Below are 20,173 nucleotides of genomic sequence, written 5' to 3'. Positions count from 1 at the left end.
GTCGCGGTTCCAAAGTGCCGATATTGAACGTCGCGGTCTGTCGACCTGAATCACAATCCCGCCCAAACCTTTTTTAGTTTTGTTACGGATAGTAACACCAATTGATCATTTTCTATTAATTTTATCGCGGCGAATGTGAGGCAGCCCACGCGCCGTTGCCTTGAGGCAACAGGTGGTGCCTGGAGACAGCTGTCTCCAGGCCAAATATCCCGTTTGGTTTCAATGTTTTGTGAGAACGCTGAGATGTGCGAAAAGCTTCCCTTGGGGAAGCGGGATTCACGGTTTCGTGAACCGATCGACATTGCCGATTGGCCGGTTTTCCTACCGCGGGCTGACGGGAACACCGGAAATTTGCCGTCTGTGATCACTTCGGGTTTGCCCGAATCATCCTTTCCCGAAGCCGAGAAGTGCCCGGAAATGGTCCTGGCGGCGGCGTCATAGCTGTCGATCACCGTTTCGCCGCTGGTGAAGCGGACATGCTCGACCAGGCGCGCTTTTTAGCAGCCGCTCAACAAGATTTGACAATTCATACGCCGCCGGTTGAACCTTGCGCGGCACTGTCGGCACCCATGCATACCCGGTTCTCCAACAAGGAATCTCCCAATGCTTGCACGCGCAGCCGCCCCAGCAATCCTGTCGCTCTTTGCCTTTCTGTCTCTGGCGCATGCCGGCAACCAGACCATTCCCGCGAGCGCCGAGGGCCAAATCGAGTTCAACACGCCCTCCGGCAACATCGGCTGCATTTACACGCCCAAGGGCGGCACCAGCACCTACCAGCCGCAGGATGGCGGTCCGGAACTGAGCTGTTCGCGCGTCGAGCCGAGCTACGTCACGGTGATCCTCGGGCCGAACGGGCCGGCGACATTGATCAAGAATCCGGGTGAGCAGGGCTGCTGCAGCGATGTCGCCAAGCTGGCCTATGGCAACAGCTGGAGCAAAGGGCCGTTTACCTGCCAGTCGTCAACCAAGGGACTGACCTGCACGGGCAGCAACGGCCATGGCTTCTTCGTCAGCAAGGCCAAGGTGAACGTGAAGTAGGCTTAGCCCACCTTTTCCAGCTCGCCCTTGGCCTTTGCGGCGGCGACCTGGCGGATGGCGTCGGCCAGCGTGTCGGCTTCCTGCGCGCCCATAACGGCATACTTGCCTTCAAGCAGGAAGCACGGCACGCCGGTGATGCCCATTCGCGATGCCGTGGCGATTTCCGTGCGCACCGCCTCGACGTCGGCGTCGGTCGGCAACAGCGTTTCGACCACGGCAGCGTCCATGCCGGCCTCGCGGGCGGCTTCGATCAGCACCGCGTGATCGCCGATATTGGCGCCTTCCTCGAAATACAATTGGAACAGCCGGCGCACCAAGCGGTTCTGCACGGCTTCGCCGGCTGCCCCGGCCCAGCGGATGACGCGATGCGCGTCCAGCGTGTTGGCTGCGACCTTGATGGCGTCGAAGGCGAAGTTGATCCCCTCGGCTTCGCCGAGCGGCTCGATGCGCGCATGCATCTGGCGGATACGCTCCTCGCTGCCGAACTTGGCCAGCATGTATGCGCGCCGGTCTTTGCCTCCGGGCGGAATGGTCGGGTCGAGCTGGAACGGCCGCCAGCGCACATGCACCTCAATGTCGCCGGCAGCGGCGATCGCCTTGTCGAGCCGCTTCTGGCCGATGAAGCACCAGGGGCAAACGGCATCGGAAACCACGTCGACGGTAATGGAATTGTCTTCGCTCATCTCGATCTCCTGCCGCGAACACATCTTTGAGCGATCTCTGGACAAAACGGTTTTCCGTTTGTCCGAGAAAACCGGTAACCACTTTTCGGGATCATGCTCAGTTCGCTTTGCGCCACCAGGTCGGCCATTGATAACCGAATATGGGTGTCTTTTTCGGATGGTCCAGATAATTCCAGTAAGCGAGCCATTGCTGCGCGTTGTATTGCATTGGCACCATATAGTTGCCGGAGATGAGCAATCGGTCGAGGGCGCGCACCGCGGCGACGTAATCCTCCTTGGTCCGCGCTCTCAGCATCGCGTCGATCGCAGCATCCACCGCCGGATCGGCGACGCCGGCCAGGTTGAACGAACCTTCCCTCTTGGCTTCTGAAGAACCCCAGCGAAAACTCTGCTCGATGCCGGGCGACAGCGAGTTGCTGAAACCGCTCGACCCGATCAACACCTCGAAATCGAAACGCTGCTTGCGCGACTGGATCTGGTCGGCTTCGAGGCTGCGGATGGTCACCGTGATGCCGATCTTCTCCAGCGTCCGCTGATAGATGGCGGCAAAGCGTTCCTCGTCCTGCGAGGCCGTCAGGATTTCGAAACCGAAGGGGTTTCCCTTGGGGTCCTGCAGCACCCCATCCTTCACGGCATAGCCCTGGCTCTTCAGCAGGTCGAAAGCCACCTTCAGCACCTTCCGGTCCTGGCCCGTGCCGTCATTCACCGGCGGTCGCCAGGTGCCGTCCATGACATCGGCCGGCACGCGTCCGGGGTAGGGCGCCAGCAGCGCCTTCTCCCTGTCGGAGGCGGGATGGCCGAGCGCGGACAGTTCGGAATTCTGCCAATAGCTCATCGTGCGTGTGTATTTGCCGCCGAACAGGTTCTTGTTGGCCCATTCGAAGTCGTAGAGCATGCCGAGCGCGCGCCGCACCACCGGATTGGAAAACTTCTCCAGCCTGGTGTTGAACAGGAACCCGGTCACCACTGGCGGTATGCCAGTGTCGAAGGTCTCGGCAATCACCTCGCCTCGGTGGAACGCGGGAAAATCGATGTCGCGCTCGCGCTTGATCGGATCGCCCTCATCATAGATGGCGCAGATGCCTTTCTTGAACGCTTCCGTCTTGGCATTGGCGTTGAGGAAGTACTCGATGGTGATCTGGTCGTAATTGTCGAAGCCGCGCTTGGAGGGGAGGTTCTTGCCCCAGTAATTCGGGTTGCGCTTGAAGACGATGCGCTGCCCCGGCTGCACCTTGTCGACGATGTAGGGCCCGCTGCCGATCAGCGGTTTCAGCGTCGTCTTGTCGAAAGTGTCCTTGTCGAAGGCGTGCTTCGGGATGATCGGCGTCAGCGCGATGATCAAGGGCGTCTCGCGGTTGGCCTTGTCATTGAAGGTAAAGCGCACGCTGTGATCGCCGGTCTTTTCGAGCTTGGCGATCAGGCTCATGCGATCGCTGTAGGGCGGGCGGCCCTTGTCGGTGAAGACATTGTAGGTGAACAGCACGTCTTCCGGCGTCACCGGCTCTCCATCAGACCACTTTGCATTTGGGTTGAGGTGGAATTCGATCGACTTTCGCTCGGGATCCATGTCGGCGCTGTCGGCGAGCAGGCCATAGAGGCTGAAGGCCTCGTCATAATTGCGCGTCATCAACGGCTCGAAAACCAGGTTGCCGTAGTTGAGATCCATCATGCCGCGCGCCGTGGTGCGCAGGCTCTTCAGAATGAACGGGTTGAGATTGTCGAAGCTGCCAACGACGCAATAGGTGATGTTGCCGCCCTTCGGCGCGTCGGGATTGGCGTAGTCGAAATGGGTGTAGTCGGCCGGCAGCGCCGGCTCGCCCTGCATGGCAATGGCATGTTTCGGCTCCGACATTGCGGGCTGAAGTGAAAAGGCGAGAAACGAGATCGCGGCGATCAGCCAAACAAGAACGCGGCCCATGACCGTCTCCTTACTGGGCGGCTTGATGATTCGGAGTGCACCCTAGCATGGCGCCGCCGCGCTCCGGCCAGATACGTCAGCCCAAATCGCACGACCCAAATGGCACAGCCAAGAATCGCAGGCGCCGGGCTGGATTCGGCTGCGCATGCGGTGTAACACGCGCTCCGAAGTCATCCTGTTGCCTCAATTCGGCAACAGGTAGCTGGACCACGCGGCGCGAAGAAGCCGGTTCCGGGATCATTTGAGAGGAAGTGCACGACATGACGAGCCTGAACAGCAACGCATACCGCCTTTCGGTCATTGCCGCGGGCGTGGTCGGCTTTCTGGGCGCCGGACTTCTCTCTGCTTCGGCACAACAGCAGCAGCAGATTCCGCAGGGCTGGTTCAAGGCCTGCACCAAGCAGGAAGACGTCGACATCTGCAATGTCCAGAATATCGTCACCGCTGGCAACGGCCAGCTGGTCACCGGCGTCAGCCTGATCGAGCTGAAGGGCAAGGTGAACCGCAAGGTGTTCCAGGTGACGGTTCCGACCGGACGTCTGGTGCCTCCCGGCATCGGCCTGCAGATCGACACCGGCAAGGCGCAGAAGCTCGATTATGTCATCTGCTTCCCTGATCGTTGCGTGGCCGAAGTGCCGCTGACCGACACGCTCGTCGCTTCCTTCAAGAAGGGCCAGGCGATCACGCTCACTTCGGTCAACTTCCAGAACCAGCCGAATCCGATCAAGGTTGCCTTGACCGGCTTCAGCGGCGCCTATGACGGCCCGCCGCTGCAGCAGTCCGATATCGAAGACCGGCAGAAGAAGCTTCAGGACTTCGTTGCCAAGAACAACCAGGATTTTGCCAAGAAGCTCAAGGACGAGCAGGACAAGGCCAAGGCCGCCAACTGATCTCGGGAAAATTCCAAAATACAAAAAGCGGGGCATTGCCTCGCTTTTTTTGTTGCCCCGTTCAGGATGCGGTCAATGTCTCGACTGGCGTTTCGGCTCGTAGCGTCCGTCCGGCCGCTTGTCGAACATCTCGCCGATCTGCGGATGCCGGACCGGCTCGCCCGATTGATCCTCGAGCAGGTTCTGTTCGGACACATAGGCGATGTATTCGGTTTCCGAATTCTCGGCGAGCAGATGATAAAAAGGCTGGTCCTTGCGCGGCCGCACGTCGGCCGGGATCGCCTCGTACCATTCGTCGGTGTTGGCGAATTGCGGATCGACATCGAAAATGATGCCGCGAAACGGAAACAGCCTGTGGCGAACCACCTGTCCGATCGAGAATTTGGCTGTTTTCATCATACTCACCACTAAGCCCTGAAGCGCCCGGCGTCCCTTGGAATGCACGGCACGCGCTCTAAGGCTTTGAATTTACACACGCCGTCACCAAAAATCGAGCCCGACTTTAAGGCTGGTATCCGACCCTATCTGGCGCAGACGGTCGTTCAATTCAATGCCGAAGCGCTTGACGCCTTGTGAAGCTACGGGCTAGCCCGGTCCAGGGTTTTCGGGCCAGGGCAAAAATGTCTGACCGGCTGCTCTAACATGATCCGGCACGGCATATTACCGTCGAACCTGTTTCCCTAGGCCAGTAAGTGCTGCAAAGCCGCTGCCCGGCCTCAAGCCCTCGCGCATAAAGAAGGCTCGCAAGGGCGCGAAACTGCCGAGCACAGTAAGGCCTGCGCTGCGCGCCATCTGCGCCGGCAGCATGTCCGACAGCAGCGACATGTTGAGCAGATTGACCGCGCCGGAACGCGCCAGAATGTCGGGACGGCGCCGGGAATCATAGGCGGCGAGCGCCTTGGGCGCGCCAGGATCGCTGCGATTTTCACCAGCGATTCCAATCAGATCGTCGATGTCCCTGATACCGAGGTTGAGGCCTTGGGCTCCAATCGGCGGAAACACATGCGCGGCCTCGCCAACCAGCGCCACCCGGTTTTGCGCGAAGCGTCCCGGTGATGCCGCCGACAGCGGGTAGATTTGCCGGCCGGGCTCGACCGTAACCCGGCCCAGCATCGACTGCATCTGCTGTTCGACACGCTCGGAAAGTGTCACGTCATCGAGCGCGGCAAGGTCCTTTGCCGTTTCCGGTTTCACCACCCAGACAAGGCTGGAGCGGTTGCCGGGCAGTGGAACCTGGGTGAACGGCCCCGTCTCGGTGTGGAATTCTGTCGAGGTGAAGCCGTGTTCGCTGCGATGGCCGAAATTCAGCACCAGCGCTGCCTGCGGATAGGATCGCACGGACGCGGCTATGCCCGCCGCCTCACGCGCCGGCGACAGGCGCCCATCAGCGGCAATCGCCAGCGATGCGGAAACTTCACGGCCATCCGTCAGAACCGCATGCGCCTCGTCGGCATCGAGGCGCCAGCTTTCGACCATCACTTTCAGCCATTCGATACCGGGATGCGCGGTGACGGCCCTGGCCAGCGCCGGATTGAGCGCGCTGTTGGGCAAATTGAGCCCGAACTGCTCCTCGCCGATCTCCGTGGCGCGAAAGGTGACCACCGGGCTGCGGATCAGCCGGCTTGTGGCATCGACGATGCGCATCACCTTCAGAGGTGCTGCCTTCGGCGTCAATTCAGCAAGCACGCCCAGACGGTCGAGGGTCTTGAGGGCAGGGTTCATCAGCGCCGTTGTCCGGCTATCGGGACCGCCCGCCTCGGGTCCGATGAGAGTCACGGGAAATCCCGCCTCGGCAAAACCGAGCGCCGCGATCAGCCCTGCAGGGCCGCTGCCGGCAACCAGTATCCGTGCTGTCTCGCGATGATCCAAATTGGACTTCCAGTTTGCGATGCAGATCCATCCTGTCTGTCCATGGATATAGGTCAGACCATCCGGCTTGATCAACGCGGCGATTAGGCTCATTCGATTGCCATGACCGGCCAGCAGGACGATTTCAGCCATCTCGACCGCGCCGGCCGCGCCACGGCAGGCCTTGCCCGCCATCCCCGGCTGACGGTCAACATCGCCATCGGCGGCGGCATTCTGCTCGCATGGTTCATTATCAGTGCCATGGCGATCCGCGGCGCCGAAGGCCGGCTTCCCGGCGCCGGCGCACCGGGTGATGTGGTGTTGCGCCATCTGCCGCAGCTGCCGCTGCCGGATTTTCTCGACCGCTTCTTCGGCCTGTGCCTGACGCCCGCACCGCTCGATGCCGGCAGCGGCTCACAATTTCTGGCACTGATCGCCATGTGGTTCCTGATGGCCGTGGCGGCGATGTTGCCGTCGGCAGCGCCGATGATCCGCACCTATTGCGAAATCGCCGACACCGCCCACATCAAGGGCGAACCGGTGGCCCACCCGCTCGCCCTGGTTGCCGGCTACCTCTGCACATGGCTGGTTGCCTCGGCCGGCTTTGCGGTGCTGACGTTGATCGTCCACACATTCGCCTCGTCCGGACGATTGCTCGATCCGGTGAGCGGCATTGCCGCTGCTGCCGCTTTGCTGGTGGCCGGCCTCTACCAGTTCAGCAGCCTCAAGCAGGCCTGCCTGACAAAATGCCGGAACCCGTTCTCGATCCTGTTTTCCAACTGGAGCGCTGAGCCCAGTCGCATTTTCCGGCTCGGGCTGGAGCAGGGCCTGTGGTGCCTCGGCTGTTGCTGGGCGCTGATGCTGGTGATGTTTGCCGTCGGCACCATGAACGTGTTCTGGATGGCGCTGATCGGCCTGTTCACTTTGATCGAAAAACAGACCACCGGCAGGGTTCCTACCCGGGTGGCCGGTACGATACTGCTTGTCTGGGCAGTCGCCCTGCTAGTAGTCTCGGCATGACGGGGGAAAATTCAATGGCAGAGCAAGGCTGGGCAATGAAAGGAGAGCTCGTACTCTCCTGCAATTGCACGGTTTTTTGCCCTTGCGTGGCGTCGCTTGGCAGCCATCCGCCGACAGAGGGCTATTGCCAGACATGGGCGGGTTTTCGTATCGATGCCGGCCATTTCGGCGAGGTCGACCTGTCCGGTCTCAATCTCGGACTGGTCATGGAAATCCCCGGCTATATGAGCCGCGGCAACTGGACCGCGGGCCTGTTCATCGACAAGCGCGCCTCGGTCTATGCGGTGAAGGCGTTGACGAAGGTTTTCACTGGCAAGGCCGGCGGAACCACATCGTTGCTCTCCATCCTCGTCGGCAAATTCCTTGGCGTCGAACAGGTGCCGATCACCTACGAGACGCGTGACAAGACCCGTATTTTCCAGATACCGAAGATCATCGACGGGGCGGTGACACCGATTCCCGGCAAGGATCGCGAGAAGGACACCGTGATCAGCAATTCGGAATACTGGATCGCGCCGGAGATCATCGTGGCCAGGTCCGACAAGAGCAAGATGCGTGCCTTCGGCCGCAACTGGAATTTCGCCGGCCGCTCGGCCGAAATCTGCAAGCTGGATTGGCGGGGCCCGTGAGCAAGAACACAACCGCCAGGAACGCCGCCAAAAAGATCACCGACCGGATTCCGAGGCCGAAGAAGAAGGTCACCTGGCCGCAGGCGCGTGCGTTCTCGGTGCATCTGCTCACCGCGTCGGGCTCGTTCCTGGCCTTCCTTTCGCTGGTGGCGGCGAGTGAGGAACGCTGGACGGCGATGTTCTGGTGGCTGGGTCTGGCGCTTTTCGTCGATGGTATCGACGGCCCGATCGCGCGAAAGCTCGAGGTCAAGGAAATCCTGCCGACCTGGTCGGGCGAACTCCTCGACAACATAATCGACTATGTCACTTACGTGCTGATCCCGGCCTTCGCGCTCTACCAGCGCGGCTTCATGGGCGAAAAACTGTCGTTCCTGTCGGCGGCCATCATCGTCGTGTCCAGCGCCATCTATTATGCCGACACCGGCATGAAGACGAAGGAGAACTTCTTCAAAGGGTTTCCGGTGGTCTGGAACATGGTGGTGTTCACGCTGTTCGTCATCGAGCCGGGGCAATGGGTGTCCTTTGGCGTCGTCGTGGCGGCCGGCATCCTGACCTTCGTGCCGATCAATTTCATCCATCCGGTGCGGGTGGTGCGGCTGCGGCCCATCAATCTCGGCATGACGCTGCTGTGGTGCGCTTTCGGCGCGCTGGCGCTGGCGCAGGCAGCCCTTGCCGCCTTCTACGACCAGATCGGTGTTCTGGGCGAACAGGTCAGTATCTTCACCAAGGTCGGCATTACCGTCACCGGGCTTTACCTCGCCTGCATCGGCGGTATCATGCAGTTCTTCCCAAAGCTCGGCGCCAAGCCGCCAACAAAAGCGACTGACAGCAAGAAAACCTGACCCGCAGGAAAGCCCGAAAATGTCCAAAGCGATCCGTATCCACGCCCATGGCGGTCCGGAAGTCCTGACCTATGAGGATGCCGATCCGGGGCAGCCCGGCGCAGGGCAGATCCTGGTCAGGCACACGGCGATTGGCCTCAATTTCATCGATGTCTATCATCGCACCGGCCTCTATCCGCCACCCGGCGGCTTCCCGCTGATCCCGGGCGGCGAGGCGGCCGGCGTCGTGCTGGCGGTTGGCACTGGCGTCGACTGGCTGAAGCCGGGCGATCGCATCGCCTATGCCGTCAATGTCGGCGCCTATGCCGAGCAGCGCGTTGTCGCTGCCGACCGCGTGGTCAAGGTGCCGGACGGCATCAGCGACGAGCAGGCCGCCGGCATGATGCTGAAAGGCATGACGGCGGAGTATCTCCTGCGTCGCACCTTCAAGGTGAAAGCGGGCGACACCATCCTGTTCCACGCGGCCGCCGGCGGCGTCGGCCTGATCCTGGGACAATGGGCGAAACATCTCGGCGCGACCGTCATCGGCACGGCAAGCTCAACCGACAAGATCGAACTCGCCAAGGCGCATGGCTTCGACCACGTCATCAACTACAGGGAACAGGATTTCGTCGCCGGCGTCGCCGCCATCACCGGCGGCAAAAAATGCGACGTCGTCTACGATTCGGTCGGCAACGACACATTCCCCGCTTCACTCGACTGTTTGCGGCCGCTCGGCATGTTCGTCGCGTTCGGCCAGTCCTCGGGGCCGATCCCGCTATTTTCGATGTCGCTCCTGGCGCAGAAGGGATCGCTGTTCGTCACCAGGCCGACGCTGTTTGTCTACAATGCAAAGCGCGAGGACCTCGAAGTTTCGGCTGCAGCACTCTTCGACGTGGTGCTGAGCGGCGCGGTCAAGATCCAGATCAACCAGCGCTATGCCCTGAAGGATGCCGGCAGGGCGCAGGCCGATCTCGAGGCCCGCAAGACGACGGGAACCACCATTCTGGTTCCGTAACGGGAATTTGCCCAGCTTTTCAGCGCTTTGCCGAGGTGCCGGGCGCTATTTGCGCGAAAACCGGTCGGTCAGTTTCTTGTGCGAAGCAGGCTTATTTTTACCCCTTGAGTTTCCGCTGAAATTCTTGAAGCTCTTTCAAGGTGGGTGCTGCTTTCGCACGAGAGCAGCCAGCGCATACCATGCTTTCGGGAACACAGAACATATCCGGAAACCGGATGGGAGGCACTGTGAGTGCAGATCATGATGGAGCGAACCTGCTTGAGGTTCGTGGCCTGACCAAGATATTCGGCACGCTGACTGCGTGCGATCACATCGACCTCAACATCGCCAAAGGCGAGATCCACGCGCTGCTCGGCGAAAACGGCGCCGGCAAGTCGACGCTGGTCAAGATGCTGTTCGGTTCACTGGAGCCCAATTCCGGCGATATCTTCTGGAACGGCGAGGCGGTCCGCATCACCAGCCCGGGCATGGCCAAGAAACTCGGCATCGGCATGGTGTTCCAGCATTTCTCGCTGTTCGAGGCGCTGACCGCGGCCGAGAACATCGCGCTGTCGCTGGATGACGGCTCGCCGATCAGCTCGATCGCGGCCAAGGCGAGGGCGCTTTCCTTCAGCTACGGCCTGCCGCTCGATCCGGACTCGCTGGTCGGCGATCTCTCGGTGGGCGAACGCCAGCGCATCGAGATCATCCGCTGCCTCTTACAGACGCCGCAACTCATCATCCTCGACGAGCCGACCTCGGTGCTGACGCCGCAGGAAGCCGACAAGCTGTTCGAGACGCTGGAGCGCCTGCGCTCGGAGGGCAAATCCATCCTCTACATTTCGCATCGGCTGGAAGAGGTCAAACGCATCTGCGACCGCGCCACCGTACTGCGTCACGGCAAGGTCGTCGGCCACTGCAACCCACGCGAGGAAACCGCTTCGTCGCTGGCCCGCATGATGGTCGGTAACGAGGTGAAAGCCGTGGTGCGCGCGCCGGCCGAAGGCATCGAGACCGCGCAGCCGCTGCTCGAGATCCGCGCACTCAGCCGAAAGCCGGCGACGCCGTTCTCGATCCCGCTGAAGAACATCAACCTCAACGTGCGTGCCGGCGAGGTCATCGGCATTGCCGGCGTCGCCGGCAACGGCCAGGGCGAGCTCTTCGAATCCGTCTCCGGCGAGGTGCTGCAGCAGGATGCCGCGTCCGTGCGCATTCGCGGCAAGGATGCCGGCGCGCTCTCGATCACCGGCCGGCGGCTGATGGGTGCCGCCTTCGTGCCGGAAGAACGTCTCGGCCATGGCGCGGCGCCGCGCATGAAGCTTTCGGAAAACCTGCTTTTGTCGCGCCACGCCACCGACGGCAAGGTTTTTGTCGGCGCCGGCGGCGCAGTCAAAAGCGGTGCGGTCTATGCCGCCGCCCAACGCATCATCGTGGCGATGGACGTGCGCAAGAGCGCGCCCGATCCGGAAGCCGCAGCCCTTTCCGGCGGCAATCTGCAGAAATTCATCGTCGGCCGCGAGCTCGACCGCAGCCCGGCTGTCATGGTGGTCAACCAGCCGACATGGGGCGTCGACGCCGGTGCTGCCGCCCATATCCGCCAGGCGCTGATCGAACTTGCGCGCAGCGGCTCGGCGGTTCTGGTCATCAGCCAGGACCTCGACGAGCTGTTCGAGATTTCGGATGCGATCGCAGTCATGCACAATGGCGAGCTGTCAAAGCCGCTGCCGATTGCCGAGGCCACGTTCGAAAAGATCGGTCTTTTGATGGGCGGCGCCGAGCCCGGCCACGCCGAACACACGCTGGAGACGGCATGATGCGCCTCGAACTCGTCAAACGCCCGCAGCGCTCGATGCTGTTTTCGGCGCTGTCGCCCTTCATCGCCTTCGGCCTGACGATCATTGCCGGCGCGATTCTGTTCGCGCTGCTCGGCGTCAACCCGCTGACTGCATTCGAAATCTATTTCATCGAGCCGATCAGCCAGGTCTGGCAGCTGCATGAGCTGGCGATCAAGGCCGCACCGCTGATCCTGATCGCGGTCGGCCTGTCGGTCTGCTACAAGGCCAACATCTGGAACATCGGCGCCGAAGGCCAGTTCATCCTAGGCGGCATTTTCGGTTCGATCATCCCGGTGTTGTTCCCAGGTTTCGAAGGCCCGCTCGTACTGCCGCTGATGCTGTTGTTCGGCATGGTTGGCGGCGCCTTCTACGCGGCCATCCCGGCCCTGTTGAAGACACGCTTCGGCACGAACGAGATCCTGACCAGCCTGATGCTGGTCTATGTCGCCCAGCTGTTCCTCGACTGGTTGGTGCGCGGTCCCTGGCGCGATCCGCAGGGCCACGGTTTCCCGCAGACGATCCAGTTCAACGACTCGGCCGTTTTGCCGGAGCTGATGCCGGATGCCGGCCGCGCCAATTGGGGTTTTGTCTTCGCGCTTGTCGCCGCCGTTCTGATCTGGGTGCTGATGAGCCGCCTGCTCAAGGGTTTTGAGGTCCGCGTGCTCGGCTCCAGCCCGCGGGCAGGGCGCTTCGCCGGCTTCGGCCTCAGCCGCATGGTCTTCTTCGCCTTCCTGCTGTCGGGGGCGCTGGCGGGGCTTGCCGGCATCTCGGAAGTCTCTGGCGCCATCGGCCAGCTGCAGCCGGTGATTTCGCCCGGCTACGGCTTCACCGCCATCATCGTCGCCTTCCTTGGCCGGCTGAACCCACTCGGCATTGTTGCCGCCGGCCTGGTGCTGGCGCTGACCTATCTCGGCGGCGAGGCGGTGCAGAGCGCACTCGGCATTTCCGACAAGGTGGCGCGCGTGTTCCAGGGCATGCTTTTGTTCTTCGTCCTCGGTTGCGACACCCTCATCCACTATCGCATTCGTCTCGTCGGCATGGCGCTGGCGAAGGGCGCTGCAAAACTCGATGCTGCGCCGAAGTTGAAGGAAGCCCGCTGATGGACATCACCGTCAACATCCTTTTGACCATCGCCACGGCGGCGACGCCGTTGCTGATCGCGGCCATCGGCGAACTGGTGGTCGAGCGCTCCGGTGTGCTCAACCTCGGCGTCGAAGGCATGATGATCATGGGCGCCGTCGGCGGCTTCGGCGCCGGCTATCTCACCGGATCGCCCTGGATCGGCCTGCTCGCGGCAATCGCCATGGGCGCGGTATTCTCGCTGCTGTTTGCGGTCATGACGCTGTCGCTCGCCACCAACCAGGTGGCGACGGGCCTGTCGCTGACGCTGCTCGGCCTTGGCCTCTCCGGCATGATGGGGACCAGCTTTGTCGGCCAGCCCGGCGAGCGGCTGCCAAATCTCTACATCCCGGTGCTGACTGACATTCCTGTGGTGGGCAGGCTGCTGTTCGGCCAGGACCCGATCTTCTACATCTCGATCGCATTGACGGCGGCCGTCATGTGGTTCCTGTTCAAGACCCGCACCGGGCTGACGCTGCGCTCGATCGGCGACAGCCACACATCGGCGCATGCGCTCGGCATCAAGGTCATCCGGTACCGCTATCTCGCGGTGATCTTCGGCGGCGCCTGCGCCGGCCTTGCCGGCGGCCACCTGTCGCTGGTCTACACGCCGCAATGGGTAGAGAACATGACCGCCGGGCGCGGCTGGATCGCGCTGGCGCTGGTCGTCTTCGCGTCCTGGCGGCCGTGGCGGGTGCTGGCCGGCGCCTACATCTTCGGCGCGGTCTGGATCGGCCAGCTTCATGCACAGGCTTTTGGCATTCCGGTGCCTTCGCAGCTGCTTTCTTCTCTGCCCTATCTGGCAACCGTCGTGGTTCTCGTTCTAATCTCGCGCAACAAGCGTCTGACGATGATGAACACGCCGGCTTCCTTGGGGCAGCCATTCGTTCCGGATCGTTGACAACAAAAACAAACGGGAAGCTCCAAGGCTAAACTCAGAGAGGTAACACAATGAAAAAACTGCTTATTGCGTTGATGACCACGACCGCCGCCATGTCACTGGCGGCGTCCGCGCAAGCCGCCGACAAGCTGAAAGCGTGCTGGGTCTACACCGGCCCGATCGGCGACTTCGGCTATTCCTACCAGCACGACCAGGGCCGCCTCGAGGTGGAAAAGGCGCTCGGCGACAAGGTCGAGACCGCTTACCTCGAAAACGTCTCGGAAGGCCCCGACGCCGACCGCGCTTTCGAGCGTCTGGCGCGCGAGGGCTGCAAGATCATTTTCGGCACCTCCTTCGGCTTCATGGACCCGGAAGTGAAGGTCGCCAAGAAATTCCCGAAGGTGATGTTCGAGCACGCCACCGGCTACAAGACCGGTGACAATCTCGGCATCTACAATGCGCGCTTCTACGAAGGCCGCTATGTGCTCGGCCAGATCGCTGCCAAGGAATCGAAGGCAGGGGTTGCCGGCTATATTGTTTCCTTTCCGATCCCCGAAGTGGTGATGGGCATCAACTCCTTCATGCTCGGCGCCCAGTCGATCAACCCGAACTTCAAGGCCAAGATCGTCTGGGTGAACTCCTGGTTCGATCCGGGCAAGGAAGCCGACGCCGCCAAGGCGCTGTTTGACCAGGGCGCCGACATCATCGTCCAGCACACCGATTCCACCGCTGCCTTGCAGGTGGCCGAGGAGCGTAAGCTGCACGGCTTCGGCCAGTCCTCCGACATGATCAAGTTCGCGCCGAACGCGCAGCTGACCTCGCTCACCGACGAGTGGGGCCCGTACTACATCAGCCGCGTGCAGGCAGCACTCGACGGCACCTGGAAGCCCGACAATGTCTGGCTGGGCATCAAGGATGGCGCCGTCAAGCTCGCGCCCTTCACCAACATGCCGGACGATGTGAAGGCGATGGCCGAGGCAACCACCAAGAAGATCGCCGACGGCTGGAACCCCTTTACCGGACCGATCGCCAAGCAGGACGGCACGCCGTGGCTCAAGGACGGTGAAGTCGCCGAGGACGGCACGCTGCTCGGCATGAATTTCTATGTGAAGGGCGTCGACGACAAACTGCCGCAGTAAGCCCAGGAAACGCAACGCAAAAAGGGCGCCCTCCGGCGCCCTTTCTCATTTCGCGGGCTGTGCGCTCCTGCCGCGAAACCGAGCCAGTGCGGTATCGAGCGCGCCGCCGATCCAGGCCTTCACCCTGCGCTGGGCCGGCCGTTCGAAATACTGCCAGATCACCCAGGAAAGCAGAACCATGAGCGCGACACAGCCTAGCGCTGCAGCCCATTTGCCGACCAAAGGTGCGGCGGTATTGATGGCGATATAGCCGATTTTCTGGTGCAGGAGATAAAGCGGGTAGGTCAGCCCGCCCAGCGCCAGCGTCAGCGCGGATGGCATGACATAGCTGCGCAGCAGGATCGCGCCGATCAGCAGGGAATGCATGACGATGTTGGCGATCACCAGATGCGGCTGCGAAACGGCAATGCCATATTCTCTGAGCATCCACTGCTGCGTCACCGACAACGTGCTGCACGACAGAAGGAAAGCCGCACCAAGCAGCAGCAGGGCTGTCAGCGAGCGGCCATGCGCATGGATGTGGTGGACGAGTACGCCGGCGGCGAAGAACGGACCGAATTCGGTGATGAACAACAGCCTTGCCGCACGGCTTTCGATGAAGAACTCGTTCGACGCCGAGATCGCCAGCCAGGCGAAGATCAGCCCAAGCTTCCATTTCTGGAAAACGCCGCCGAGGAGCGCCAGCGTCACCCAGCCGTAGAACACCAGTTCAAGCAGGATCGACCAGTAGACGCCGTCCATGAAAGGCTGGCCCAAGGCCGGCGCAAACATCGACAGGTTGGCAGCGTATTGACCGAGCGAGGTTGAAAACAGCGGTGCACCGAAAGCCATGACGATGACGAAGGTGATCGTCATGCACAGGAGGTAGCCGGGGTAGAGGCGCACGAAACGCGCGATCGCAAACTCTTGCCAGAAGCGGCCTTCCGCCGACCAGGCAATGACGAAACCGCTGATCAGGAAGAACAGGTTGACGCCGAGATAGCCGTAGAGGGCGAACGGCGCCACGCTCGGATAGCCCTCGGCCAGCGCACCCTCGGCAGCCGCACCGCGAAAGAAGTAATGGAAGAACACCACAGCCAACGCCGCCGCCAGCCTCAACAGGTCTAGCGTCGCGATATGATCCTGTCGGGCAGGTCTGGCATCCATGCGAAGTCTCGGCGTTTACGGCCCGGAAACCATAACGCAGATCTCGACGAAACAGGGTAAACAGCGGCAAATATCGCGAAATTTGGTAAATGGCGGCGGAAAGCATCCGACCGGGCACAATTGTCTGCGACACGGTTCCGTGACCCCCTTCACAGACGAAGTTGCTTTTTACTTGCATTCTCATCTTGCGGCCTGACGAAACTGGCCGACGTTACTAATTTGAGCAGGAGAATATCTTATGCAATTGAGCAAAAAACTCTTAGCCATTATCGGTAAACGCATTCCAGCCATTTATGACGTCATCCCGCGCGGACCACAGGGGCGGCTGGCGCAAATCGCACTCAATCCTCAGCCGCTCCCGCCTCACGAACTGGGCGCCGCGATCGCGGACGAATTCGTCCGCTCCGCCTGGTCCGCCGAGCGAGGCGGGCTCGATAGCAAGGCGTTGATGAGCGACCTCGACGATTGGTGCCCGACGCGACCGAAGATACCGAAGCTGCCCCCGTGGTGGCCGCCGATTCCGGAACCCGAGCCGCATCCCGAATGGTTCGTAGACTATCATCTGGGATTTGCTGCACGGCTGTCCGTGGTCGCGGCTGGCTCGGCGGGCACGCGGCTGGACAAGACCCTCAATCAGGCGATCGATCGGTCGCTGGCCGCAATGGAATCGGTGAAGCTCTGACCAAGGGTGCGCCAAAATTGGAGGGCGCCGGGGAGGCGCCCTTTCGGCGGTTTTCTAGACCGCTGAACCGTAAAGATCGTAGGCGTCGGCGCGGTCGATCTTGACGGTGACGATGTCGCCTTGGCGCAGCGGGCGGCGCGACTGGATGTGCACCGAACCGTCGATCTCGGGCGCGTCGTATTTGGTGCGGCCCTTGGCCGAGGTGCCATGCGCCTCGTCGATCAACACCGGCAGGCGCTTGCCGACCTTCTTTGCCAGCTGCGTTGCCGAGATCTTCTGCTGGCGCTGCATGAAGCGATGCCAGCGCGCTTCCTTGATCTCCTGCGGCACCTGTTCCAGGCCGAGATCGTTGGAGCGGGCGCCCCGGACCGGCTCGTATTTGAAACAGCCGGCGCGGTCGATCCTGGCCTCGTCCAGCCAGTCGAGCAGCATCTGGAAATCGTCTTCCGTCTCGCCGGGAAAACCGACGATGAAGGTCGAGCGTATCGCGAGGTCCGGGCACACGTCGCGCCAGCCGCGAATGCGCTCCAGCGTCTTTTCGCCGTGGGCGGGCCGGCGCATGTTCTTCAAGACCTGCGGCGAGGCGTGCTGGAACGGGATGTCGAGGTAAGGAAGAATTTTTCCCTCGGCCATCAGCGGAATGACATCGGCCACATGCGGGTAGGGATAGACATAGTGCATGCGCACCCAGATGCCGAGTTTGCCCAGTTCCTCCGACAGGTCGAGGAATTTTGCCCGCACTTCGCGGTCGCCGAACATCGAGGTCTGGTACTTGATGTCGATGCCGTAGGCGCTGGTGTCCTGCGAGATAACCAGCAATTCCTTGACGCCGGCCTTGGCCAATTTCTCGGCCTCGCGCAGCACATCGGCCGCCGGCCGCGAGACTAGGTCACCGCGCAGTGCCGGAATGATGCAGAAGGTGCAGCGGTTGTTGCAGCCTTCCGAAATCTTCAGATAGGCGTAGTGGCGCGGCGTCAGCTTCACGCCCTGCGGCGGCAACAGGTCGATATAGGGATCGTGGCTCGGGGGTGCGGCCTCATGCACCGCCGCCATCACGCTTTCATAGGCCTGCGGTCCGGTGATGGCGAGCACGTTGGGGTGCTTTTCGCGGATGACATCCGGCTCAGCGCCAAGGCAGCCGGTGACGATGACCCTACCGTTTTCCGAAAGCGCCGAACCGATGGCATTCAGCGACTCGTCGCGGGCCGAATCGAGGAAACCGCAGGTGTTGACGACGACGAGGTCGGCGCCGTCATGCTTGCGCGCGATCTCATAGCCTTCGGCGCGCAGGCGCGTGATGATGCGCTCGGAATCCACAAGGGCTTTCGGGCATCCAAGGCTGACGAAACTGACGCGAGGGGCAGACATGAAACAACTTCCGGGTTTTTCGGGATCGGCGGCAGTACCACACTTATTGCGGCATTGGTATGGGCAGCGGCTGCGGCGAACGCGACCGCAGCCTCCAGCTGATAACTGGGCGGTAACAGAAGCTATACGACCGGCAGCGTCAGCTCACCGCAGGACTGACATGCGGCCAGACCTCGACAACGCCACGATAGACCATGTCGAGCGCGACATAGAGGATAATCAGCAGGCCGATATAGGCGATCCAGCGGTAGCGGTGCAGCAGCCTGGCAATGAAGCTCGCGGCAAGGCCCATCAGCGCAATCGACAGCACGAGGCCGATGACCAGCACCGGGAAATGATCGCGCGCCGCACCGGCGACCGCCAGCACATTGTCGAGCGACATCGAGACATCGGCGACGACGATCTGCAGCGCTGCCTGGCCGAGCGTCTTGCGCACCTTGCCGGTCGCAACCGTCTTGTCGCCGTCGAGATCGGCATTGGCCAGCGCCTCGGTCGCCTCCTGCTCGTCGGCATGGGACGTCCGCAGCTCGCGCCACATCTTCCAGCACACCCACAACAAAAGGATGCCGCCGGCCAGCAGCAGGCCGACGATTGCCAACAGCTTGACGGTGACGGCGGCAAACAGGATGCGCAGCACTGTTGCAGCCAGGACGCCGATGAGGATGGCCTTCTTGCGCTGCTCGACCGGCAGGCCGGCTGCAGCCAAACCGATGACGATGGCGTTGTCGCCGGCAAGCACCAGATCGATGGCGATGACCTGGAGGAGGGCTGTCATGCTTGCGGCGCTGAAAATGTCCATCGACCGGAGGCCCCTTTTTGTTCGCCGCGTGTTCGTCGTCGGATATGCCGACGCCCTAACGTGTATGCTTCCCGCGCGTCAAGAGAACGCGACGGGCAAGGCCAAAAAACCACAGGAATAGAGAAGCTCGTTCTGCCAGAGAGAATTCTGGTTTGGAAAATTCAGTCGTAGAGATTGTACTTCGCCCAGTCGGCTTCCGGGATCTCGTCACCGATGCGGTAACGGAACTGCAGAACCTCCATATGGTCCGGCGCCGTCTCGCATTTGAATTTCAGCCGGTACCATTGCCCCTTGCTGCGGAAGGCCGCACCCGGGCTGCGGATGGCATCGGCTTTCATTTCTGGCGTCGCAAAGGCGTAAGCGACGACGCGGTCGGCCTTGTACTTGTGGTCGTCATGGCTGATGCGGTCGAGAACCTCTGCGTCGCATCGCTGTTCCAGCCGGGTCTGCGGATCGAGTTTCAGCAGGCCGGCGCGCAAGGCGGCGTCCATCGCGTGGGCGGGCCAGGCCAGCGTCAGGGACGCCAGGGCCGCAAGGAATAGTTTTTTCATGGGCGGGAGAACCAGCATATTTCGGTTCAAAAATCAACCGGAGTGCCGACCCGGCCGCGTCCAGCCGGACTGGCAATTGAAACCAGAAACGGCGCGCAACGGTGCGACGTTGAAGGCGTAATCTTCCGGATGGAGCTGCGAGAACCAAGACAAAACGGCATCGCGTTACGGCCCTCGCGCAGACAGCCAGACAGACAGCAGTCCGGTGACCGGCGGCGCCGGCTGGGGAAGACTGCAGGCCGGCCAATCACTACCGCTAACTTGGTAATGTGGATGCGACATGCGCGGCCTACTTCCATTGCAGGTGCCGCTTACCTCCAATCTCCAAGTTGATCAAACGACACCTGCGCCTTTAGCCTACCAAGATGTTCGCGCTCGTAGCTCAATCAGGTGCGCTGTCGGCAGGGAGTAATTGGGGCCTCGCCGCTTCGCAAATGGAGCAATACCAATGCTAAACTTTGTGAGGGACGCATCATGACCGATCCCATCGTCATGGACTTAGTCGAAACGGCCATCATCCCCGATGTCTTCATTTCAGGGATGGCCGACATGGAAAATTTGGGAGACGGGAATTTCCGGTGCACATTCTACAGCCGGCAGCGAGCGATCTACGAGCGTGGAAAGTTCGAACGCGTCATTGTGTGCCGCCTCGTCATGTCGGCTGGCGCGGCTCAAGCGACGCTGAAACAAATCGCACATGCCGTTGAACGGGCATCGGATAACACAGATTCCATCGGCTTTACTGGTGGGGCACTGCAATGACAATCCATCGTCTACACCTCGCCATCGCGTAAGGAATTAACAAGTCCC

At 61.6% G+C, this 20,173-nt stretch carries 22 protein-coding genes; 13 read left to right on the top strand and 9 right to left on the bottom strand.

Translation table 11 applies throughout. The annotated features are described in order from the left end of the window. Positions 1-50: 50 nt before the first annotated feature. The gene (locus JQK88_RS10650; RefSeq protein WP_203278265.1) at positions 51-452 is read right to left on the bottom strand and encodes a hypothetical protein; all 402 of its coding nucleotides are present in this window, start codon (positions 450-452) and stop codon (positions 51-53) included. 151 nt (positions 453-603) lie between these two features. Here JQK88_RS10650 and JQK88_RS10645 point away from each other — a divergent pair, with 151 nt between their 5' ends. Next, positions 604-1,038 carry a hypothetical protein gene (locus JQK88_RS10645; RefSeq protein WP_112561726.1) on the top strand — a complete coding sequence of 145 codons (435 nt, stop codon included), beginning with the start codon at positions 604-606 and terminating at the stop codon, positions 1,036-1,038. A 2-nt stretch (positions 1,039-1,040) separates the two neighbouring features. On the opposite strand, the gene JQK88_RS10640 is transcribed toward JQK88_RS10645, so the two are convergent. Beyond that, positions 1,041-1,721: a DsbA family oxidoreductase gene (locus JQK88_RS10640; protein ID WP_192254085.1), complete on the bottom strand. Its 681-nt coding sequence runs from the start codon at positions 1,719-1,721 to the stop codon at positions 1,041-1,043. Between the two features lie 97 nt (positions 1,722-1,818). Next, a complete protein-coding gene (locus tag JQK88_RS10635) occupies positions 1,819-3,639 on the bottom strand; it encodes an extracellular solute-binding protein (protein ID WP_192254087.1) in 1,821 nt (606 codons plus the stop codon). Positions 3,640-3,899: 260 nt separating this feature from the next. Between JQK88_RS10635 and JQK88_RS10630 the strand changes: the two genes are divergently transcribed. After that, entirely contained in the window at positions 3,900-4,529 is a 630-nt protein-coding gene (locus JQK88_RS10630) for an invasion associated locus B family protein (protein ID WP_112561729.1), read from the top strand. A 72-nt stretch (positions 4,530-4,601) separates the two neighbouring features. Here the strand turns inward: JQK88_RS10630 and hspQ are convergent, their stop codons facing one another. After that, on the bottom strand, positions 4,602-4,925 hold the full coding sequence (gene hspQ, locus JQK88_RS10625; RefSeq protein WP_023668971.1) for a heat shock protein HspQ: 324 nt from the start codon (positions 4,923-4,925) through the stop codon (positions 4,602-4,604). A 264-nt stretch (positions 4,926-5,189) separates the two neighbouring features. Beyond that, positions 5,190-6,398 carry a UbiH/UbiF family hydroxylase gene (locus tag JQK88_RS10620; RefSeq protein ID WP_203278392.1) on the bottom strand — a complete coding sequence of 403 codons (1,209 nt, stop codon included), beginning with the start codon at positions 6,396-6,398 and terminating at the stop codon, positions 5,190-5,192. A 102-nt stretch (positions 6,399-6,500) separates the two neighbouring features. On the opposite strand from JQK88_RS10620, the gene JQK88_RS10615 reads away from it, so the two are divergent. The 8 genes from JQK88_RS10615 to JQK88_RS10580 all read left to right on the top strand — a co-directional run bounded on the left by JQK88_RS10615 (position 6,501) and on the right by JQK88_RS10580 (position 14,817). Next, positions 6,501-7,397: a DUF2182 domain-containing protein gene (locus JQK88_RS10615; RefSeq protein WP_203278264.1), complete on the top strand. Its 897-nt coding sequence runs from the start codon at positions 6,501-6,503 to the stop codon at positions 7,395-7,397. A gap of 14 nt (positions 7,398-7,411) precedes the next feature. Continuing rightward, on the top strand, positions 7,412-8,026 hold the full coding sequence (locus JQK88_RS10610) for a DUF1326 domain-containing protein (protein WP_192254091.1): 615 nt from the start codon (positions 7,412-7,414) through the stop codon (positions 8,024-8,026). Beyond that, on the top strand, positions 8,023-8,868 hold the full coding sequence (gene pcsA, locus JQK88_RS10605) for a phosphatidylcholine synthase (RefSeq protein ID WP_142865659.1): 846 nt from the start codon (positions 8,023-8,025) through the stop codon (positions 8,866-8,868). Before JQK88_RS10610 ends, pcsA begins: the two co-directional genes overlap by 4 nt. A 19-nt stretch (positions 8,869-8,887) precedes the next feature. Next, positions 8,888-9,865 (top strand): quinone oxidoreductase family protein, encoded by a 978-nt coding sequence (locus JQK88_RS10600; protein ID WP_192254093.1) that lies wholly within the window; start codon positions 8,888-8,890, stop codon positions 9,863-9,865. A gap of 215 nt (positions 9,866-10,080) precedes the next feature. After that, positions 10,081-11,658 carry an ABC transporter ATP-binding protein gene (locus JQK88_RS10595; RefSeq protein WP_203278263.1) on the top strand — a complete coding sequence of 526 codons (1,578 nt, stop codon included), beginning with the start codon at positions 10,081-10,083 and terminating at the stop codon, positions 11,656-11,658. Continuing rightward, positions 11,655-12,779, top strand: a complete 1,125-nt coding sequence (locus tag JQK88_RS10590) for an ABC transporter permease (protein WP_192254097.1) — start codon at positions 11,655-11,657, stop codon at positions 12,777-12,779. Before JQK88_RS10595 ends, JQK88_RS10590 begins: the two co-directional genes overlap by 4 nt. Further along, positions 12,779-13,699, top strand: coding sequence for an ABC transporter permease (locus JQK88_RS10585; RefSeq protein ID WP_142865655.1), 921 nt, complete (start codon positions 12,779-12,781; stop codon positions 13,697-13,699). The genes JQK88_RS10590 and JQK88_RS10585 overlap by 1 nt, the downstream gene beginning before the upstream one ends. A 50-nt stretch (positions 13,700-13,749) precedes the next feature. Next, on the top strand, positions 13,750-14,817 hold the full coding sequence (locus JQK88_RS10580; protein WP_203278262.1) for a BMP family ABC transporter substrate-binding protein: 1,068 nt from the start codon (positions 13,750-13,752) through the stop codon (positions 14,815-14,817). 45 nt (positions 14,818-14,862) lie between these two features. On the opposite strand, the gene JQK88_RS10575 is transcribed toward JQK88_RS10580, so the two are convergent. Further along, on the bottom strand, positions 14,863-15,963 hold the full coding sequence (locus JQK88_RS10575; RefSeq protein WP_192254101.1) for an acyltransferase family protein: 1,101 nt from the start codon (positions 15,961-15,963) through the stop codon (positions 14,863-14,865). Between the two features lie 238 nt (positions 15,964-16,201). Between JQK88_RS10575 and JQK88_RS10570 the strand changes: the two genes are divergently transcribed. Continuing rightward, positions 16,202-16,645, top strand: a complete 444-nt coding sequence (locus tag JQK88_RS10570; protein WP_112561741.1) for a hypothetical protein — start codon at positions 16,202-16,204, stop codon at positions 16,643-16,645. Positions 16,646-16,699: 54 nt separating this feature from the next. Here the strand turns inward: JQK88_RS10570 and rimO are convergent, their stop codons facing one another. After that, on the bottom strand, positions 16,700-18,013 hold the full coding sequence (gene rimO, locus JQK88_RS10565) for a 30S ribosomal protein S12 methylthiotransferase RimO (RefSeq protein WP_192254103.1): 1,314 nt from the start codon (positions 18,011-18,013) through the stop codon (positions 16,700-16,702). Between the two features lie 139 nt (positions 18,014-18,152). Then, positions 18,153-18,812 (bottom strand): TerC family protein, encoded by a 660-nt coding sequence (locus JQK88_RS10560; protein WP_192254105.1) that lies wholly within the window; start codon positions 18,810-18,812, stop codon positions 18,153-18,155. Between JQK88_RS10560 and JQK88_RS10555 the strand changes: the two genes are divergently transcribed. Next, positions 18,787-18,933, top strand: coding sequence for a hypothetical protein (locus tag JQK88_RS10555; protein ID WP_192254372.1), 147 nt, complete (start codon positions 18,787-18,789; stop codon positions 18,931-18,933). The two genes, JQK88_RS10560 and JQK88_RS10555, sit on opposite strands and share 26 nt — an antisense overlap. Before the next feature lie 40 nt (positions 18,934-18,973). Here the strand turns inward: JQK88_RS10555 and JQK88_RS10550 are convergent, their stop codons facing one another. After that, positions 18,974-19,381, bottom strand: coding sequence for a DUF930 domain-containing protein (locus JQK88_RS10550; protein ID WP_192254106.1), 408 nt, complete (start codon positions 19,379-19,381; stop codon positions 18,974-18,976). Between the two features lie 456 nt (positions 19,382-19,837). On the opposite strand from JQK88_RS10550, the gene JQK88_RS10545 reads away from it, so the two are divergent. Continuing rightward, positions 19,838-20,125: a hypothetical protein gene (locus JQK88_RS10545; protein ID WP_192254108.1), complete on the top strand. Its 288-nt coding sequence runs from the start codon at positions 19,838-19,840 to the stop codon at positions 20,123-20,125. Positions 20,126-20,173: the final 48 nt, after the last annotated feature.

The organism is Mesorhizobium caraganae (genome assembly GCF_016836705.1).
Classification (GTDB): Bacteria; Pseudomonadota; Alphaproteobacteria; order Rhizobiales; family Rhizobiaceae; genus Mesorhizobium; species Mesorhizobium caraganae.
This window is presented reverse-complemented; position numbering and strand designations above follow the sequence as displayed.

Bases quoted from the DNA above. Each gene is read 5' to 3' on its own strand.
- JQK88_RS10555 (WP_192254372.1), top strand. From the start codon at position 18,787: ATGCTTGCGGCGCTGAAAATGTCCATCGACCGGAGGCCCCTTTTTGTT.
- JQK88_RS10590 (WP_192254097.1), top strand. From the start codon at position 11,655: ATGATGCGCCTCGAACTCGTCAAACGCCCGCAGCGCTCGATGCTGTTT.
- hspQ (WP_023668971.1), bottom strand. From the start codon at position 4,925: ATGAAAACAGCCAAATTCTCGATCGGACAGGTGGTTCGCCACAGGCTG.
- JQK88_RS10600 (WP_192254093.1), top strand. From the start codon at position 8,888: ATGTCCAAAGCGATCCGTATCCACGCCCATGGCGGTCCGGAAGTCCTG.
- JQK88_RS10575 (WP_192254101.1), bottom strand. From the start codon at position 15,963: ATGGATGCCAGACCTGCCCGACAGGATCATATCGCGACGCTAGACCTG.
- JQK88_RS10640 (WP_192254085.1), bottom strand. From the start codon at position 1,721: ATGAGCGAAGACAATTCCATTACCGTCGACGTGGTTTCCGATGCCGTT.
- JQK88_RS10560 (WP_192254105.1), bottom strand. From the start codon at position 18,812: ATGGACATTTTCAGCGCCGCAAGCATGACAGCCCTCCTCCAGGTCATC.
- JQK88_RS10615 (WP_203278264.1), top strand. From the start codon at position 6,501: ATGACCGGCCAGCAGGACGATTTCAGCCATCTCGACCGCGCCGGCCGC.
- JQK88_RS10635 (WP_192254087.1), bottom strand. From the start codon at position 3,639: ATGGGCCGCGTTCTTGTTTGGCTGATCGCCGCGATCTCGTTTCTCGCC.
- JQK88_RS10580 (WP_203278262.1), top strand. From the start codon at position 13,750: ATGAAAAAACTGCTTATTGCGTTGATGACCACGACCGCCGCCATGTCA.
- JQK88_RS10645 (WP_112561726.1), top strand. From the start codon at position 604: ATGCTTGCACGCGCAGCCGCCCCAGCAATCCTGTCGCTCTTTGCCTTT.
- rimO (WP_192254103.1), bottom strand. From the start codon at position 18,013: ATGTCTGCCCCTCGCGTCAGTTTCGTCAGCCTTGGATGCCCGAAAGCC.
- JQK88_RS10545 (WP_192254108.1), top strand. From the start codon at position 19,838: ATGACCGATCCCATCGTCATGGACTTAGTCGAAACGGCCATCATCCCC.
- JQK88_RS10585 (WP_142865655.1), top strand. From the start codon at position 12,779: ATGGACATCACCGTCAACATCCTTTTGACCATCGCCACGGCGGCGACG.
- JQK88_RS10550 (WP_192254106.1), bottom strand. From the start codon at position 19,381: ATGCTGGTTCTCCCGCCCATGAAAAAACTATTCCTTGCGGCCCTGGCG.
- JQK88_RS10570 (WP_112561741.1), top strand. From the start codon at position 16,202: ATGCAATTGAGCAAAAAACTCTTAGCCATTATCGGTAAACGCATTCCA.
- JQK88_RS10595 (WP_203278263.1), top strand. From the start codon at position 10,081: ATGGGAGGCACTGTGAGTGCAGATCATGATGGAGCGAACCTGCTTGAG.
- JQK88_RS10630 (WP_112561729.1), top strand. From the start codon at position 3,900: ATGACGAGCCTGAACAGCAACGCATACCGCCTTTCGGTCATTGCCGCG.
- JQK88_RS10610 (WP_192254091.1), top strand. From the start codon at position 7,412: ATGGCAGAGCAAGGCTGGGCAATGAAAGGAGAGCTCGTACTCTCCTGC.